We start from the raw sequence: 16,486 nt of genomic DNA, 5'->3' as shown, positions 1-16,486 counted from the left end.
GGTTCCGCTCGCTCCGCTGGGACACGACGCCGGATGCCTCCGGCACACCTTTCACCCTCGTCGTCAACGACGTCCCTGTCTTCGTCAAGGGCGCCAACTGGATCCCCGACGATGCCCTTCCGGTGCGCGTGGACCGCGAGCGATACGAGCGACGCTTGCGCCAGGCGACGCGCGCGAACCTCAACCTGATCCGCGTGTGGGGCGGCGGCATCTACGAGTCCGACGACTTCTACGACCTCTGCGACGAGCTCGGTCTGCTCACCTGGCAGGACTTCCTGTTCGCGTGCGCCGCTTACCCCGAAGAGGAGCCGATCCGCTCCGAGGTCGCGGCCGAGGCGCACGAGAACATCGTTCGCCTCGGGTCCCACGCGTCGCTGGCCCTGCTCACGGGCAACAACGAGAACCTCTGGGGGTACGAGGACTGGGGCTGGCAGGCGCGACTCGACGGCCGCACCTGGGGCGCGCACTACTACTACGAGATGCTCCCGGGCTTGGTCTCCGACCTCGCCCCACACGTGCCATACTCCCCCGGCAGCCCGTTCAGCCCCGGCGGCGAGCACCCGAACGACGAGGCGCACGGCTCGATGCACCTGTGGGAGCAGTGGAACAGGCAGGACTGGCTCACCTATCGCGACCACCGGCCGCGTTTCGTCGCCGAGTTCGGCTGGCAGGCGCCACCGACCTGGTCTACCCTGACGCGGTCGCTGGACGACGCCCCGCTCACCCCGGAGTCGCCGGGCATGATCGTGCACCAGAAGGCGATGGAGGGCAACGTCAAGCTGACGAACGGCCTCCTGCCTCACTACCGGGTACCCGACGACATGGAGACGTGGCACTGGGCGATGCAGCTGAACCAGGCCAACGCGGTCGGTGCGGCGCTCGATCACTTCCGCTCGCACGCCCCGCACACGATGGGGGCGATCGTCTGGCAGCTCAACGACTGCTGGCCCGTGACCTCGTGGGCCGCGATCGACGGCGATGAGCGGCCCAAACCGCTCTTCTACGCTCTGCGCAACGCGTTCGCGCCACGGATCGTCACGATCCAGCCTCGCGAAGATGGTCTCACCGCGATCGCGAGCAACGACACCGCCGAGGCCTGGACGGGTTCGCTGCGCTTCGTTCGGCGCGACTTCGCGGGAACAGTGCTGGCCGAGGCGAGCGCGCCCGTCGAGATGGCCCCGCACGGACGAACCGAGGTCGTGGTCCCGGCAGACGTCCGGACGGCGGGCGACGCCGGTTCGGAGGTCCTCAGCGCCGAGCTCGAGGGCGTCCGCGGCGTGTGGTTCTTCGCCGAGGGACGCGACAGCGCGCTGTCCGCTCCCGAACTGACGATCGACGCGGCGGCCCATCAGGACGGCCTGGATGTCACGATCACGGCACGCACGCTCGTGCGGGACCTGACGCTCCTGGTCGACAAGATCCGACCCGAGGCCGTCGCCGACGAGGGCCTGGTGACCCTGCTGCCGGGCGAGTCCGTCACGATCCGCGTCGCGGGTCTGACGGAGCAGGATGCCGCACGCCTGGACGAAGCGGGCATCGTGTGCACGGCGAACGAATTGGTGGCACGATGACGACGCTGATCGAACGCCTCGGCGAGCCCATCTGCGGGATGACCTGGGGCTGGGTGGGCACCCGCGGCACGTGGGCCACCCGCACCGCCGCGGATTCGATGGCGCGGATGGCCGAGCACGCCGTCACCTGGACCGCGCTGGCGTACGCGGCCGAACAGGCGACACCGTTCTCGACCGACATACCCTTCCGCGACACCCCGACCGTGACCGACGACGAGATCACGTGGGCCATCCGCGAAGCCAAGCGGCTGGGCATGAAAGTCGTGCTCAAGCCCGTCGTGAACTGCGCCGACGGCACCTGGCGCGCACACATCGGCTTCTTCGACTGGGACGTTCCGAACGAGCCGAGCTGGTCGGAATGGTTCGCCTCGTACCGGGAGTTCATCCTGCACGCCGCACGGATCGCCGAAGCCGAGGGGTGCGAGATGCTCTGCATCGGCTGCGAGATGGTTCGCGCCGACGGGCAGGAGGCCCACTGGCGGCGCCTGGTCGCCGACGTGCGCGAGGTCTACGGCGGGCTGGTGACCTACAACTGCGACAAATACCAGGAAGACCACGTCACGTGGTGGGACGCCGTCGATGTGATCTCATCGAGCGGCTACTACCCGATAGACGAGTGGGAGCAGCAGCTGGATCGCATCGAACGCGTGGTCGAAGCATCCGGCAAGCCCTTCTTCTTCATGGAGGCCGGATGCCCCAGCCGCACCGGTTCCGCCCAGCTCCCGAACGACTGGGCACTGCCGGGAGAACCCTCGGGTGCCGAGCAACTCACGTACTACCAGGCGATGTTCGCCGCCTGCCGGAACCGGCCATGGGTGGGCGGGCTGATGCTCTGGGACTGGCCGGCCGACCTCTACGACGCGGACGCGGCCGCGTGTAACGACGACTACTGCCCGTACGGGAAGCCGGCGGGAACATACCTGCGCGCGACCTATCGCGCGTGGCACGAGGAGACGAAGCCATGAGCATCACCGAGCCGGTGGTACTCGCGATCGACGCGGGTCAGACGGCGATCAAAGTGCGGGTCGAACGCGCGGACGTCGCCCCGACCGAACGGCTGTTCCCGGGAATCCGGACGCACGAACCCCTGCTGCCACAGCTGGCCGATATCGCGCGTCGAGTCGCAGCCGAGCAGGACCTGGCGGTCGACGTCGTCGCCGCCGGCGTCTCGGGCCTGACGAGGATCGAGTCCGACGCGGCGAATCTGCGCAGTCTGCTCGATCTGCCCGTGGACGTGCGCCGCGTGATCCTCGCGCACGACTCGGTCACATCGTTCCTCGGCGCGCTCGGCGACGGGACCGGCGCGGTCGTCGCCGCCGGCACCGGCGTCGTCACGCTCGGCGTCGGCCGATCGCGCGTCGCGCGCGTCGACGGCTGGGGCAACATCATGGGCGACGCCGGGAGCGGCTACTGGATCGGGCGCGAAGCCCTGGACGCCGTCATGCGCGCCCACGACGGCCGGGGTGAGCGCACCGCACTCACCGACCTCGTCAAGCAGCGATGGCCCGATATCGAGAGCGCGTACATCGAGCTGCAGGCCACCGACGATCGTGTCGCGCTGGTCGCGTCGCTGGCGCATCGGGTGACGGAACTCGCGTCGGAGGACGGCGTTGCCGCCCAGATCTGCCTGCGTGCCGCACGCGAGCTTTCCGTGTCGGCCACCGCGGCCCTGCGCAGGGTGGCCGAGCCGGGCGACGACACCGCCACCGTCTGTGCCATCGGCGGGGTCTTCCGGTCCTCGCTTATCCGCGAGCGTTTCACCGAGCTGCTGCAGGAGGCGGTTCCGGGCGTGCGCATGCAGACGAGCCGCGGAGGTGGGATCGACGGCGCGACCGCCCTGGCCCACCTGGGCTCAGGCCATGCGCTGCTGTCGTACGTCTCGATCGCGGACTGAGACAAGACCGCGGGGGCCTCGCCTCGCGCGGAGGCCCCCGCAAGGCGGTCTCAGGCGAGTGCGTCGATGATGCCGTTCAGCGTCTTCGAGGGACGCATGATGTCGTCGACCCGCTGCGCGTCGGGGTGGTAGTAACCGCCGATGTCGACGGCCGTACCCTGCGCGGCGGCGAGCTCGTCGACGATCGTCTGCTCATTCGCCGCGAGCTCCTCGGCGATCGGCGCGAACCGCGCGGCGAGTTCGGGGTCGCTGGTCTGCTTCGCCAGCTCCTGCGCCCAGTACAGCGCGAGATAGAAGTGGCTCCCGCGGTTGTCGATCATGCCGACGGCGCGACCCGGCGACCGGTCGTTCTCGAGGAACGTCCCCGTTGCCGCGTCCAACGTGTCGGCGAGGACCTTTGCGCTGGCGTTACCCGTGCGGTCGGCGAGGTGCTCGAACGAGGCGGCGAGCGCGAAGAACTCACCCAGCGAGTCCCACCGCAGGAAGTTCTCGCCCGTGAGCTGCTGCACGTGCTTGGGGGCCGATCCGCCGGCTCCCGTCTCGAACAGGCCGCCGCCCGCAAGCAGCGGAACGATCGAGAGCATCTTGGCGCTCGTGCCGACCTCGAGGATCGGGAACAGGTCGGTGAGGTAGTCGCGCAGCACGTTGCCCGTCACCGAGATGGTGTCGAGGCCGTGGCGCATGCGCGAGAGCGTGTAACGGGTCGCCTCTTCGGGCGACAGGATCGACAGCTGCAGACCGTGCACGTCGAGGGTCGCGAGCGCCTGGTGAACCTTGGCGATCAGCTGCGCGTCGTGCGAACGGTTGACGTCGAGCCAGAACACGGCGGGCGAACCCGTGGCACGGGCGCGAGAGACAGCCAGGCGCACCCAGTCGATGACGGCGATGTGCTTCGTCTGCGTGGCGCGCCAGATGTCGCCGGCCTCGACGGTGTGCTCGATCAGCACCTCGCCCGAGCTGTCGAGCACCTGAACGATGCCGTCGGCGGCGATCTCGAATGTCTTGTCGTGGCTGCCGTACTCTTCGGCCGCCTGGGCCATCAGACCGACGTTGGGGACGGTGCCGATCTTGGCCGGGTCGAGTGGGCCGTTGGCGATGACGTCGTCGATCACGGCCTGGTAGACGCCGGCATAGGACGAGTCGGGGATCACGGCGATCGTGTCTTCTTCGCCGCCGTCTGCGCCCCACAGCTTGCCGCCGTTACGGACGAGGGCGGGCATGGATGCATCGACGATCACGTCCGACGGAACGTGCAGGTTCGTGATGCCCTTGTCGGAGTTGACGTACGACACGCGAGCCCCGGCGGCGAGGGCCGCGTGGAACGCTGCGAGGATCTCGTCGCCCCCGTCGACATCGCCGAGACCGGCGAGGATCGCTCCGAGGCCATTGTTCGGGTCGAGCCCCGCAGCCGCGATCTTGTCGCCGTAGCGGGCGAAGACATCGGCGAAGTACGAGCGGACGACGTGGCCGAAGATGATCGGGTCGCTGACCTTCATCATGGTCGCCTTGAGGTGCACCGAGTAGAGCACGTCGTCGGCCTTGGCGGCATCCTGCGCCTCAGCCAGGAACGCGTCGAGCGCCTTACCCGAGAGGAAGGTCGCGTCGATGATCTCGCGGGGCAAGACCTTGAGGTCGCTCTTGAGCACCGTCTCCGTGCCATCCGTCGCCGTGTGGCGAATCGTCAGGACGTCGTCGTGTGCGGCAACCCAGGACTTCTCGTTGCTCTTGAAGTCGTCGTGGCCCATGGTCGCGACGCGTGTCTTCGAGCCGGCGGGGAACGGCTTGTTGGTGTGCGGGTGCTTGCGGGCGTAGTTCTTCACCGACAGGGGCGCGCGGCGGTCGCTGTTGCCCTCGCGCAGCACCGGGTTGACGGCCGAACCCTTGATGCGGTCGTAGCGCGCACGCACGTCCTTCTCATCGAGGCTCGAGGGCTCGTCGGGGTAGTCGGGGATGTCGTAGCCCTGCGCCTGCAGCTCGGCGATGGCCGCCTTCAACTGCGGGATCGACGCCGAGATGTTCGGCAGCTTGATGATGTTCGCCTCGGGAAGCGTCGCGAGCCCGCCGAGCTCGGCGAGTGCGTCGCCGACCTGCTGTTCGGGCGTCAGCTTCTGCGGGAACGCCGCGAGCACGCGAGCCGCGAGCGAGATGTCGCGCGTCTCGACGTCCACCCCCGCCTGACGCGCAACGGCACGCACGATCGGCAGAAAGGATGCCGTCGCGAGGGCCGGGGCCTCATCGGTGTGGGTGTAGATGATGGTCGATTCGGTCACCAGGAAGTCTCCATTCACGTCTCGTCCACCCTATCCCACGACCTCGAAATGTATCTCGACGTCGAGATAGTTGTGCGGGTCGGACGCACGGAACAACGGCGCCTCGGCACCCTGTCCAACGCTGGATGTTCACCGCGCAGACACATTCAGCAACATCCTCATGTGGGTCTCCATGGCAACAGCCGTTACCCTGTCGCTATGGCTGAGCTGCGATTGGTTGAACTGTCCGCATCCACGATCGTGGCGGTCAACAACTTGTCTTTGAAGCCCGGGCAGGAACAATTCCTCGCCCCGGTCTCGTACGGCGTCGCGGCCACCGTCGCCGACCCGAGTACCTCCTGGCAGCGCGTCGTCGCCGATGGCGACGAGGTCGTCGGGTTCGTCAGCGCGAACTTCGACGATGACGCCTCGATCGACTACTTCCGCTCGGTGCTGTGGCGCATCAACGTCGACGCCGACGACCAGGGCCGCGGCGTCGGGCGCTTCGCGGTGCAGTCGCTCGTCGAAGAGGCGCGCTCGCGCGGACTCGACCACGTCAACGTCATCTACGAAGCGGGCGAGGACGGCCCCGAGGCCTTCTTCCGCCGCGTCGGCTTCACGCCCGTGGGCGAAACGGAGTACGGCGAGGTCATCGCCCAGATCCGCATCTGAGCCTCGCAGGACGGAAACGCGTTTCGACTCGCTGCGCTCGCTCAACGAGCGAGGGGCGCCGGTCGTTGAGCGAGGCCCGCAGGGCCGAGACGAAACGGGTCACGGGGCGGTCAAGAACTCCAGCGCCGCGTTGCGGAAGTCGCGCGAACCCGGCGTGTTGAAGTGGTGCCGACCGGGAATCTCGACGAACCGACCGTTCGGGGTCGCCTCGGCCAGAACGCGCGAGCGCTCGAGGATCGCGTCGTCGCTTCCCGTGGCGAACAGGATCGGCTGGCGCGGCGGATGCGTGGGGTCGGGGTCCGCATCACCCAGGCGCATGCCCTCGGCGAGCGCGATGAGCGAGCGCAGATCGTTGCCCGCCACCCGCTCCGAGAGCGTGACGTAGTTGCGGGTGACCTTGTCGGTGATCTCCACGCCGTCCTCGACGAACGCCCGCGCCTGATCGAGCTTCAACCGCCCGAGCGGTGTGCCATCCGGAATTCCCCCCAGTACAGCGCGCGACACGCGGTGCGAGGCATCGACCGCGAACTGCCAGCCCACCCGCGCGCCGAGCGAGTATCCGACGTAGCGCACCTCGTCGACCAGGTAGGTGTCGAGGACGATCTCGAGGTCGGCGAGAAAGTCGTCCATCGTGTACGCCCGCGGCTCGTGGGGTTTGTCGCTCGCCCCGTGGCCGCGCTGATCGACACCGATGACGCGGAAGCCCGCCCGGGTGAGGTCGCGAACCCAGCCCGTGTCGACCCAGTTGTCCCGGCAGCTCGATGAGAAACCGTGGACGCAGAGCAGGGGCTCCGCGTCCACGTCCCCCCACGTGTAGGTCGCAATGCGGTAGCCCTCCACCGACATCACGAACTGCGGATCGGGCATCTCGGTCAGCGCCGACGACGAGGGAGCGGTCATGGCACACAGCATCCCACGTCGTCGGCGGCCGCCACGACCGCTAGACGAGTGTCTCGCGCCAGGCCTCGTGCAGCTTCGCGAACCGTCCCGTTCCCGCGATCAACGCCTCCGGGGTGTCGTCCTCCACGATGCGCCCGTGCTCCATCACCAGAACCCGGTCGGCGATCGCAACCGTCGACAGCCGGTGGGCGATGATGATCGCGGTGCGATCGGCGAGCAGGTGCTGCAAGGCATCCTGAATCAATCGCTCACTCGGCATGTCGAGCGAAGCGGTCGCCTCGTCGAGGATCAGCACGGCGGGGTCCGCGAGGAATGCACGCGCGAACGAGATCAGCTGACGCTGACCCGCCGAGACGCGCCCGCCGCGCTTGTTCACATCGGTGTCGTAGCCGTCCGGGAGGGCACGGATGAACTCATCCGCCCCCACCGCCCGCGCTGCAGCCTGAACCTCTTCGAACGTCGCCTCGGGCTTGCCGAACGCGATGTTGTCTGCCACCGAGCCGCTGAAGAGGTAGGCCTCTTGCGTGACCATGACGATCGCGCGACGCAGGTCCTTCGGGTGCAGATCGCGCAGGTCGACGTCGTCGAGGGTCACGTGACCCCGGGTGGGGTCGTAGAAGCGCGAGACGAGTTTGGCCAGGGTGGACTTGCCGGCTCCTGTCGTGCCGACGAGCGCAACCGTCTGGCCGGCCGCGATGTCGAGTGTGAAGTCGGGCAGGATCGTCCGATCTTCGCCGTAACCGAACTCCACACCGTCGAATCGGACGTGACCGCGGGCCTTCCAAAGGTCGATCGGCTTGGTGGGGTCGGGCACCGTCGGCTGCTCCTCGAGCACGCCCGACACCTTCTCGAGCGCCGCCGTCGCCGACTGGTACGAGTTCAGGAAGAACGCCACCTCCTGCAGCGGCGAGAAGAAGTTGCGAACGTACAGCACGGCGGCCAGCAGCACACCGACCTCGATCCCTCCCCCGGCGATACCGGCGACGCGGACCCCGCCCCACAGCAGCACGAGCGCGACAGTGGTCGCGGCGACCGCCATCAGGCCGGGCTCGAACGTTCCGAACAGGCGGATCGAGCGCATGTTGACGTCGCGGTACTGGCTCGCGAGTTCACCGAAATCCTCGTCGTCGCGCTTCTCGCGCCGGAATGCCTTGACGGCACGGATGCCCGTCATCGTCTCGACGAACTTCACGATCACCTGGGCGCTGACGACCCGCGACTCGCGGTAGACCAACTGCGAGCGGCGGTAGAACCAGCGCATCAGCAGCCAGAGCGGCACACCCATCACGACGAGGATGATGCCGGACTGCCAGTCGAGCAGGAGCAGCGCGATGAGCGTGAACCCGCCGTACAACAGGCCCGAGACGAGCTCGTTCAGACCGCCGTCCAGCAGCTCCCTGATGGAGTCGAGGTCGCTCGTCTGGCGCGAGATGATGCGCCCCGACGTGTACGACTCGTGAAACTCCAGGCTGAGCAACTGCGTATGGCGGAAGATCCGCATCCGCAGGTCGAGCATGATCGTCTGCGTCAGGCGAGCCGTGACGACGACGTACCAGCCGATCAGCACCGCCCCACCGATTGCCGACAGGATGAACACCGCGACGACGCCGATCGTCGGCATCCAGTCCATGCGTTCCGTGACGGCCGGAAGTGCCGTGTCGATCCCGTAGGCGATCAGGGCAGGGCCGAGGACCCGCAGCGCCGTCGAGACGACGAGCACCGAGGCCGCAAGAATCAGGTTGGCGCGCACGGGCGAGAGCAGCGAGCCCAGCAGGCGCAGCGATCGGCGACGGATCTGCCGGCTCTCGGCCTGGGTGTAGTCGGAGCGGTCTTCGCCCTCGGTTCCGGTGACGGTGCTCACGGGTTGACCCCTCCGAGGCCGGCGGCGCCGGGCCCCTCACGTTCGACGATCGATGCGGATGACAGGGGTGCGGGCTCGGCGATCGAGGCATCCGGAATCGGGGGCGAACCATCCGTCTCGTTGGTCGGGTTGGTTTCCGATTCGAGGCTCGAGATCACGTGCCGGTAGTGCTCGCTCGTGCGGAGAAGCTCGGAGTGCGTGCCTACTGCCGTGATCCGCCCGTCCTCCAGCAGAGCGACCCGGTCGGCGAGCGCGACGGTCGACGGCCGGTGTGCGACGATCAGCGCCGTCGTCGTCTCCAGCACACGCCGTAGCGCGGCCTCGACGAGCGCCTCCGTGTCGACATCCAGGGCCGAGAGCGGGTCATCGAGCACGAGGACGGCCGGGTTGGCGGCGACCGCCCGGGCGAGGGCTAGACGCTGACGCTGACCACCCGACAGGCTCAGGCCCTCTTCGCCGATGATCGTGTCGACGCCGTCGGGCAGGTCGTCCACGAAGGCCGCCTGCGCGACGTCGAGCGCTTCGCGCAACACACGCTCGGCCTCGGCGCTGCCGGGCTCGAGATCTTCGCGTCCGAGCAGCACGTTCTCGCGGACGGTCGCGGAAAACAGCGTCGCGTCTTCGAAAGCCATCCCGATGTGACGCCGGAGCTCGTGCAGCGTGAGCTCGCGAACATCTACGCCATCCAGCTCGACACGCCCCGCGGTCACGTCGTAGAGCCGCGTCGGCAGCGTCGTGAGCGTCGTCTTGCCGGAACCGGTCAGGCCGACGAGTGCCATCGTCTCGCCCGGGCGCAGCACGAGGTCGATGCCATCGAGGATGTCGCGATCGGTTTCGGGCGCATCCTGATATCGGAAATGGGCGCCACGGAACGCGAGCTCGCCACGGACCCTACCGTCGGCGAGAGCCGCGCTGCGGGGCTTGGCGGGATCGACGATGGTGTTCTCTTCGTCGAAGACCTCGAACACACGATCCGTCGCGGTGCGCGCATCGAGCAGGAACGAGAACAGGAATCCGATCGACTCCATCGGCCACCGCAGCACCGTGGCCATCGCGAAGAACGCGAACAGTTCGGCGACGCTCAGCTGGCCGAGCTGCGCGAGCACGATCCCAGCCGCCAGGCAGAGCGCGAAGGCGATCTCGGGCAGCAGCACGAGCCAGAACCAGATCAGCCCGACCGCACGAGCCTTGTTCAACTCGGTCGCGCGCAGACCCTCGGCCTGGCTCGCGAACTTCTTCAGCGCGTGGCCGCCCCGGCCGAACGCCTTCAGCACACGGATGCCGTGCACGCTCTCTTCAACCGCCGTTGCCAGGTCGCCCGCCTGATCCTGGCTCTGCCGGGTGAGCGATCCGTAACGCTTCTCGAAGCGGAAACCGGCAATCCAGAGCGGAATCGAGCAGACCACGAAGATCGTGCCGAGCGCCCAGTGCCACCGGAAGAGGATGACCGAGCCGACCAGGATCGTCAGGACGTTGACGACGAGCAGCACGAGACCGAACGCGAGCCAACGCCGGATCAGGCTGATGTCCTGCATCATGCGGCTGAGCAGCTGCCCCGACTGCCAGCGGTCATGGAACGCGACGGGCAAGCGCTGCAGGCGCTCGTAGAACTGGGTGCGCAGGTCGTATTCGACCTTCGTCGCGGGTCCGAGCACGAACCAGCGCCGCGCCCACACCATGAGGGCCTCGAGAAGCCCGAGGCCGAGCACGACGACGGCGCCCCACACGATCTGCCCGGTGTCTCTCGACGCGATCGGGCCCGCCACGATGACCTCCAGGGCGAGCGGGATCGTGAGGGCCAGCAGACTCGCGATGAGGGCGCTGACGCCACCCAGCACGAGGCGCCCGGCGACCGGACGGGCGAAGGGAACGAGGCGGGCCAGGGCGCGCGGCGTTGACAGCCGAGAGGTCGACGGTTGGGGCGTGGGTGTCGAGGCTGTCGAAGTCATGGTCCTTTTGGGCGTGCAGAATCGCCTAGTCGGCGCGACGGTGCGGAAGAGCTGCAGCGCACGGATCCTGGTCGCCAGGCGCGGTGCGGGCAGCCTTCCAGAGTATGCGCCCGCGCGGAGCGAGGCAAGCATCAGACCGCTTCCCGCGCGGGGTGCGGGCCCGAGCGGGCCGGTTTCGACAGGATCAGGACGACTGCGTCACGGGCAATGCGTCTCCCCGTTCGCGGGCGAGCAGGCCGGCCTTGACGGGCAGACCCCAGGCGAAACCGCCGAGCGATCCGTCGCTGCGCAGCACGCGGTGACACGGCACGAACAGGGCGGGGGCGTTTCGCGCACAGACGGATGCCGCGGCCCGAACCGCCGTCGGCGAGCCGAACGTGGCAGCGAACTCGCTGTAGGTCAGCGGCCCTCCCGGCGTGATGCGACGCAGCGCACTCCAGCCCTTGAGTTGCAGCTCGGTGCCGTGCTGCCGCACCGGTACGTCATCGAGCGCGTCGAGGGCGCCGCCGTAATACGCGCGCGCCGCCTCGGCAGCGTCGAGGTGGGCCTCGCGCACGGCGTCGGGCCGCAGGGACGGGTGGATACGGGCGATGACGGCCGAGGCATCCGTCGTCCAACCGGCCGCAAGCACGCGCTGGTCAGTGTCGGCGACGATGACGAGCGGACCGTCGGGCGTGTCGATCGTCTCGGTGAGGGCGGTCTCGGTGGGGGTCATGCGGGGATGCCTTTCGTCGGGCGAGCATCAGGAAGGTGAGCTGGGGCGGAATATGTCTCGAGGGGCCCGGATTCGGGGTGTTGCGGGTGCGGCTCCTCTGAGATGTCCGCCGGGCGCAGGTCCGCGGCCGCGCGCCATAGATGCCCGGTCAGATACGACCGCCACGGCGCGAACGGTGCGACACGGGCGGTCAGCTCGCGGGGGCCGCCGGGCAGTCCGGCGCGAACGGCGCCCGTCCGCACGGCCACGTCGCCCGGCAAGAACACATCGGGGTCGCCGGTCACCCGCATCCGCACATAGTCGGCGGTCCAGGGCCCGACGCCGGGCAGAGCGAGGAGTGTCGCGCGCTGCGCCGCGGGGTCATCCCCCGGCCCCAGATCGAGCTCGCCCGACGCGAGGGCCGCGGCGACGGCCGTGATGGCGTTGATCCGGGCACGTGGACCGCGCAGCACGTCGGCGCCGTGCTCGGCGAGCGCGGACATCGTCGGGAACAGCCGATCCGTTCCCTCCCCGGCGTCGACGGATTCGCCGAGCTCTTCCGTGAGCCGCGTGAGCGCCGTTCGGGCCGCGCCGACGGTGATCTGCTGCCCGACCATCGCGCGGATTAACATCTCGTGTGGGTCGGCGGCACCGGGCACCCGCAGCCCGGGCACGGCGCGCACGCGCGCGGCGATCAGTGAGTCGGTCGACAGCGCCGCATCGATCGCGAGCGGGTCGGCGTCGAGATCGAAGAGCCGCCGCACCCGTGCCACGAGAGACGCCAGGTCCGCCGGGCGGGCAACGCGGGCTTCGAGCACGAGTCGACCCTGCGCGGGTACATCCCGCACCCGGAACCACGCGGGCCCACCCGGCAGCCGCAGGGTGCGCGCGAAGGAATCGGATGATGCGACCTCCACCCCCGCGATCGCCCGCGCCGACATCCACGCGAACAAGCCCGCGGCATCGAACGGCAGCCGGTACGGCAGCGCGAGGCGGATGGTGCCCCCCGCCTCGGGCGCCGCCCCGGCCCGCGTGCCACGCGCGCGCAGCTCGGTCGGGGTCATCCCGAACACCTCGCGCACCGTGTCGTTGAACTGCCGAACGCTCGCAAATCCCGCCGAGAACGCGACATCCGCCGCCGTCAGGTCGGTGCCGAGAAGCAGCATGCGAGCGGTATGGGCGCGCTGGGCTCGGGCGAGGGCAAGCGGCCCGGCGCCGAGTTCGGCCGCGAGCATCCGCGTCAGATGCCGGGGCGAGTAGCCGAGTCGCGCAGCGAGCCCCGGAACGCCCTCCCGTTCGATCACGCCGTCGGCGATCAGCCGCATGGCCCGGCCCGCGGCGTCCCCCCGCAGATCCCACTCGGGCGAACCCGGCGCTGCCTCGGGCAGGCAGCGCTTGCAGGCGCGGTAGCCCGCCTCGTGTGCGGCGGCCGATGTGGCGAAGAATGACACGTTCCCGGGCTTTGGAGTCCGCGCGGGGCAGCTTGGCCGGCAGTAGATCCCGGTCGTCCGGACCGCCGTGACGAACTGGCCGTCGAAGCGGGTGTCGCGCGACGAGATCGCGCGGTAGCGCTCGTCGAAGGTCATCGACGGATGCCTCGGCGGGGCGCTCGCGGACTGCTTCATGCCCCCAGCCTGACACGCTCCGGACGCCCTCGCTCGCGGAAATCGGACACCGCGGCGCGGGCTTCGAACCCCGGCGTGCCGAGCCTGCCGGTTAGCGCCGAGCCCGCCGCTTATCCACGCGGAACAACCGGCGCGCTCGGGACCAACCGGCGGACTCGGTGCCTCTTCTCAACTCGCGAGGGGAAGGCCCTCGCGTCGCATGAGCCGGAATCGCTGCCGTCGCGTCGACCCCCGGGTCGACCGTGGCGAAGGCGTCACGCTAACGCCGCCGCGCGCCGGCGCATGCCGAGGCCGCCCGTTCTCGCCGAGGCCGCCGCATATCAGCGCGGAACAACCGGCGGACTCGGCAAGAACCGGCGGACTCGCGAGTTCAGATCCGCGCACGAAACGAGAGGCGCCGCGTCAGTGGAAGAAGTGGCGCTCGCCCGTGAAGAACATCGTCACGCCGGCGTCACGCGCGGCCTGGATGACCTCGTCGTCACGCACCGAGCCACCCGGCTGCACGATCGCGGCGATACCCGCATCGAGCAGCACCTGCGGACCATCCGCGAACGGGAAGAAGGCATCGGATGCGGCAACCGAACCGCGTGCGCGGTCCCCCGCACGATCGACCGCGAGGCGGCACGAATCGACCCGGTTGACCTGACCCATCCCGATTCCGACGGTGGCGGAGTTCTTCGCGAGCACGATCGCGTTCGACTTGACCGCGCGGCACGCCTTCCACGCGAAGATGAGGTTCGTCATGTCTTCGCCCTCGGGCTGCGTGCCCGAGACGAGCTCCCAGTCCTTCGCGACCGACTCGATGTCGTCCGGGAACCGGTCCGCGTCCTGCAACAGCAGTCCACCGGAGACGAGGCGGACATCCATCCGCTCCTGCTTCCAGTCGGCCGGAAGCTGCAGCAGCCGCAGGTTCTTCTTCTCGGCGAAGACCTCGAGCGCCTGCGGCTCGAAGCCCGGCGCGACGATGACCTCGGTGAAGATGTCGCGCAGGTTCTCGGCCATCTTCAGCGTGACCGGGCGGTTCGCGGCGATCACGCCACCGAAGGCCGAGACGGGGTCGCACTCGTTCGCCCGCAGGTGGGCGCTGGCGATCGGGTCGAGCGCGTTCGGCGCTCCCACCGCGATGCCGCAGGGGTTGGCGTGCTTGATGATCGCGACGGCGGGCTTGACCATGTCGAACGCGGCGCGGAGGGCGGCATCCGCGTCGACGTAGTTGTTGTAGCTCATGCCCTTGCCCTGCAGCTGCGTCGCCTGCGCGATACCGTGGCCGCCCGTGCGCGTGTAGATCGCGGCACGCTGGTGCGAGTTCTCGCCGTAGCGAAGGGTCTCGAGGCGCTCGGCGCGGATCGTCAGGTGGCCCGGCAGTTCTTCGCCTTCGGCGAGCGTGCCCTCGGCGAACCAGGTCGCGACGGCCGAGTCGTATGCCGCGGTGTGCGCGAAGGCACGCGCCGCGAGCTCACGGCGCTGGCCGAGCGTCGTGCCGCCCGAGGCGACGGCGTCGATCACGGCCGGGTAGGACGAGGGCGACACCACGATGGCGACGTTCGCGTGGTTCTTGGCCGAGGCGCGGACCATCGCGGGGCCGCCGATGTCGATCTGCTCGACCACGTCGTCGGCTTCGGCGCCCGAGGCCACGGTCTCCACGAACGGGTACAGGTTGACCACGACGAGCTCGAACGGCGCGATGTCGAGGTCCGCGAGCTGGCGCTCGTGGTCTTCCAGACGCAGGTCGGCGAGAAGGCCCGCATGCACGCCCGGGTGGAGCGTCTTGACCCGCCCGTCGAGCGACTCGGGGAAGCCCGTCACCGCCGCGACATCCGTCACCGCAAAACCGGCGTCGCGGATCGTCGCCGCGGTCGAACCCGTCGAAACGATCTCGACACCGGCGTCGGCTAGGGCTGCAGCAAGAACCAGCAGGTCGGACTTGTCGCTGACGGATACGAGGGCGCGACGAACGGGGACGACATCGCGGTCGCGGTAGAGGGACTTGTCGTGGCTCGGTCCGGCCATGGGGATGCTCCTTTGCGGGGACGTTGGTCCGTGGTTGGCGAAAATCAGGTGGGGAAGTCAGGCGGAGGATGCGGCGGCGAGATCCAGCTCACCGGCTCCGATGCGGCGGACGACATCGATCAACAGGCGGCGCTCGACGGGTTTGATGCGCTCGTGCAGGGCAGCCTCATCGTCGCTCGGGTGCACGGGGACACGCTCCTGGGCGAGAATCGGTCCGGTGTCGACCCCGTCGTCGACGACGATGACACTCGCTCCGGTCTGTGCCGCACCGGCGGCGAGCGCGTCGCGCACGCCGTGTGCTCCCGGAAACTCGGGCAGGTATGCCGGGTGCGTATTGACGATGCGCGGGGCGTACGCCGCGACGACGGCCGGCGGCAGCAGGCGCATCAGGCCGCTCAGCACGATCAGGTCGGGGTTCCACACATCGAGTTGACGCAGGAGCTCGTCGCCCCACGCCTCGCGCGAATCGAAGCTCGACCACGGAACCAGGAAGGTGGGAATGCCGAACTCGTCGGCGTGCGCGAATCCCTCGGCCTCACGATCGGCGCCGACGACGATGATCCGAGCAGGGAACCCGGCACCGTTCGCGGCTTCGAGCAGTGCGCGAAGGTTCGATCCCGTGCCCGAGATGAGGACCGCGACCGTGAGCACCGGGCAAGTCTACCGGGGCCGGGGCAACACGCCCGGGGCGATCACCCCTGAGTGAGAGGAGCGATGGGGGCGGTCGCCTGGTCGTCCTCGATGACGAAAGGACGATCACGCGTCTCGCGCGTCGGCGCGATGGGCTGATCCCCGTGCTCCGCGGACGGGGAATCGTCCTCCGGACGCGCGTGCGAGAGAGGCGACAGCAACAGGATGGCTGCTCCCACGAGCACCTCGACGCCGATCGCGAGGGCGAGGGGGCCCACCTGCGGGCCGACGTCGGCGAGGCGTCCGGGACCGATCGCCCCCGAAGCCGCGACCGCCATCCCGGCCGCTGCCAGGGCTGCGGCGACCGCCATGGCGAGGGTTGTCACGACGCGCGGTGCCATCGCGTCGCTCGGCCCCTCGGTCACGGCGTG

The 16,486-nt window shown here is 69.1% G+C and carries 12 protein-coding genes and 1 pseudogene; 4 read left to right on the top strand and 9 right to left on the bottom strand.

The features are described 5' to 3' along the window. The 3 genes and pseudogenes from MIC448_RS12975 to MIC448_RS12965 all read left to right on the top strand — a co-directional run. Positions 1-1,571, top strand: a pseudogene (locus MIC448_RS12975) (glycoside hydrolase family 2 protein); the annotation flags it as partial. Next, complete coding sequence (locus MIC448_RS12970) at positions 1,568-2,536, top strand: 1,4-beta-xylanase (protein ID WP_036300465.1); 969 nt, start codon at positions 1,568-1,570, stop codon at positions 2,534-2,536. The pseudogene MIC448_RS12975 and the gene MIC448_RS12970, both read left to right, overlap by 4 nt. Then, positions 2,533-3,465, top strand: coding sequence for an N-acetylglucosamine kinase (locus MIC448_RS12965; protein ID WP_036300463.1), 933 nt, complete (start codon positions 2,533-2,535; stop codon positions 3,463-3,465). Before MIC448_RS12970 ends, MIC448_RS12965 begins: the two co-directional genes overlap by 4 nt. Positions 3,466-3,515: 50 nt before the next feature. On the opposite strand, the gene MIC448_RS12960 is transcribed toward MIC448_RS12965, so the two are convergent. Further along, complete coding sequence (locus MIC448_RS12960) at positions 3,516-5,735, bottom strand: NADP-dependent isocitrate dehydrogenase (RefSeq protein ID WP_036300474.1); 2,220 nt, start codon at positions 5,733-5,735, stop codon at positions 3,516-3,518. Positions 5,736-5,933: 198 nt separating this feature from the next. On the opposite strand from MIC448_RS12960, the gene MIC448_RS12955 reads away from it, so the two are divergent. Next, complete coding sequence (locus MIC448_RS12955; protein ID WP_036300461.1) at positions 5,934-6,386, top strand: GNAT family N-acetyltransferase; 453 nt, start codon at positions 5,934-5,936, stop codon at positions 6,384-6,386. 99 nt (positions 6,387-6,485) lie between these two features. On the opposite strand, the gene MIC448_RS12950 is transcribed toward MIC448_RS12955, so the two are convergent. The 8 genes from MIC448_RS12950 to MIC448_RS12915 all read right to left on the bottom strand — a co-directional run. Continuing rightward, entirely contained in the window at positions 6,486-7,286 is an 801-nt protein-coding gene (locus MIC448_RS12950) for an alpha/beta fold hydrolase (protein WP_036300459.1), read from the bottom strand. 40 nt (positions 7,287-7,326) lie between these two features. Next, a complete protein-coding gene (locus tag MIC448_RS12945) occupies positions 7,327-9,147 on the bottom strand; it encodes an ABC transporter ATP-binding protein (protein ID WP_036300456.1) in 1,821 nt (606 codons plus the stop codon). Then, on the bottom strand, positions 9,144-11,096 hold the full coding sequence (locus MIC448_RS12940) for an ABC transporter ATP-binding protein (protein ID WP_081766407.1): 1,953 nt from the start codon (positions 11,094-11,096) through the stop codon (positions 9,144-9,146). The genes MIC448_RS12945 and MIC448_RS12940 overlap by 4 nt, the downstream gene beginning before the upstream one ends. 184 nt (positions 11,097-11,280) lie before the next feature. Further along, positions 11,281-11,811, bottom strand: coding sequence for a methylated-DNA--[protein]-cysteine S-methyltransferase (locus MIC448_RS12935; protein ID WP_036300454.1), 531 nt, complete (start codon positions 11,809-11,811; stop codon positions 11,281-11,283). Further along, on the bottom strand, positions 11,808-13,415 hold the full coding sequence (locus MIC448_RS12930; RefSeq protein WP_232711659.1) for a DNA-3-methyladenine glycosylase 2 family protein: 1,608 nt from the start codon (positions 13,413-13,415) through the stop codon (positions 11,808-11,810). The genes MIC448_RS12935 and MIC448_RS12930 overlap by 4 nt, the downstream gene beginning before the upstream one ends. A 402-nt stretch (positions 13,416-13,817) precedes the next feature. Next, on the bottom strand, positions 13,818-15,425 hold the full coding sequence (gene purH, locus MIC448_RS12925) for a bifunctional phosphoribosylaminoimidazolecarboxamide formyltransferase/IMP cyclohydrolase (RefSeq protein WP_036300451.1): 1,608 nt from the start codon (positions 15,423-15,425) through the stop codon (positions 13,818-13,820). 57 nt (positions 15,426-15,482) lie between these two features. Then, on the bottom strand, positions 15,483-16,076 hold the full coding sequence (purN, locus tag MIC448_RS12920; RefSeq protein WP_036300448.1) for a phosphoribosylglycinamide formyltransferase: 594 nt from the start codon (positions 16,074-16,076) through the stop codon (positions 15,483-15,485). Between the two features lie 41 nt (positions 16,077-16,117). Continuing rightward, a partial coding sequence (locus tag MIC448_RS12915) for a DUF6350 family protein (protein WP_036300445.1) occupies positions 16,118-16,486 on the bottom strand: 369 nt, incomplete at its 5' end.

This window comes from Microbacterium sp. C448 (assembly GCF_000582705.2).
In the GTDB taxonomy this organism is placed as follows: Bacteria; Actinomycetota; Actinomycetes; order Actinomycetales; family Microbacteriaceae; genus Microbacterium; species Microbacterium lacus_A.
This window is presented reverse-complemented; position numbering and strand designations above follow the sequence as displayed.

What these genes read in the sequence shown, in the direction of transcription:
- MIC448_RS12970 (WP_036300465.1), top strand. Translation starts at nt 1,568, where the DNA reads ATGACGACGCTGATCGAACGCCTCGGCGAGCCCATCTGCGGGATGACC.
- MIC448_RS12965 (WP_036300463.1), top strand. Translation starts at nt 2,533, where the DNA reads ATGAGCATCACCGAGCCGGTGGTACTCGCGATCGACGCGGGTCAGACG.
- MIC448_RS12955 (WP_036300461.1), top strand. Translation starts at nt 5,934, where the DNA reads ATGGCTGAGCTGCGATTGGTTGAACTGTCCGCATCCACGATCGTGGCG.
- MIC448_RS12950 (WP_036300459.1), bottom strand. Translation starts at nt 7,286, where the DNA reads ATGACCGCTCCCTCGTCGTCGGCGCTGACCGAGATGCCCGATCCGCAG.
- MIC448_RS12940 (WP_081766407.1), bottom strand. Translation starts at nt 11,096, where the DNA reads ATGACTTCGACAGCCTCGACACCCACGCCCCAACCGTCGACCTCTCGG.
- MIC448_RS12935 (WP_036300454.1), bottom strand. Translation starts at nt 11,811, where the DNA reads ATGACCCCCACCGAGACCGCCCTCACCGAGACGATCGACACGCCCGAC.
- MIC448_RS12930 (WP_232711659.1), bottom strand. Translation starts at nt 13,415, where the DNA reads ATGAAGCAGTCCGCGAGCGCCCCGCCGAGGCATCCGTCGATGACCTTC.
- purH (WP_036300451.1), bottom strand. Translation starts at nt 15,425, where the DNA reads ATGGCCGGACCGAGCCACGACAAGTCCCTCTACCGCGACCGCGATGTC.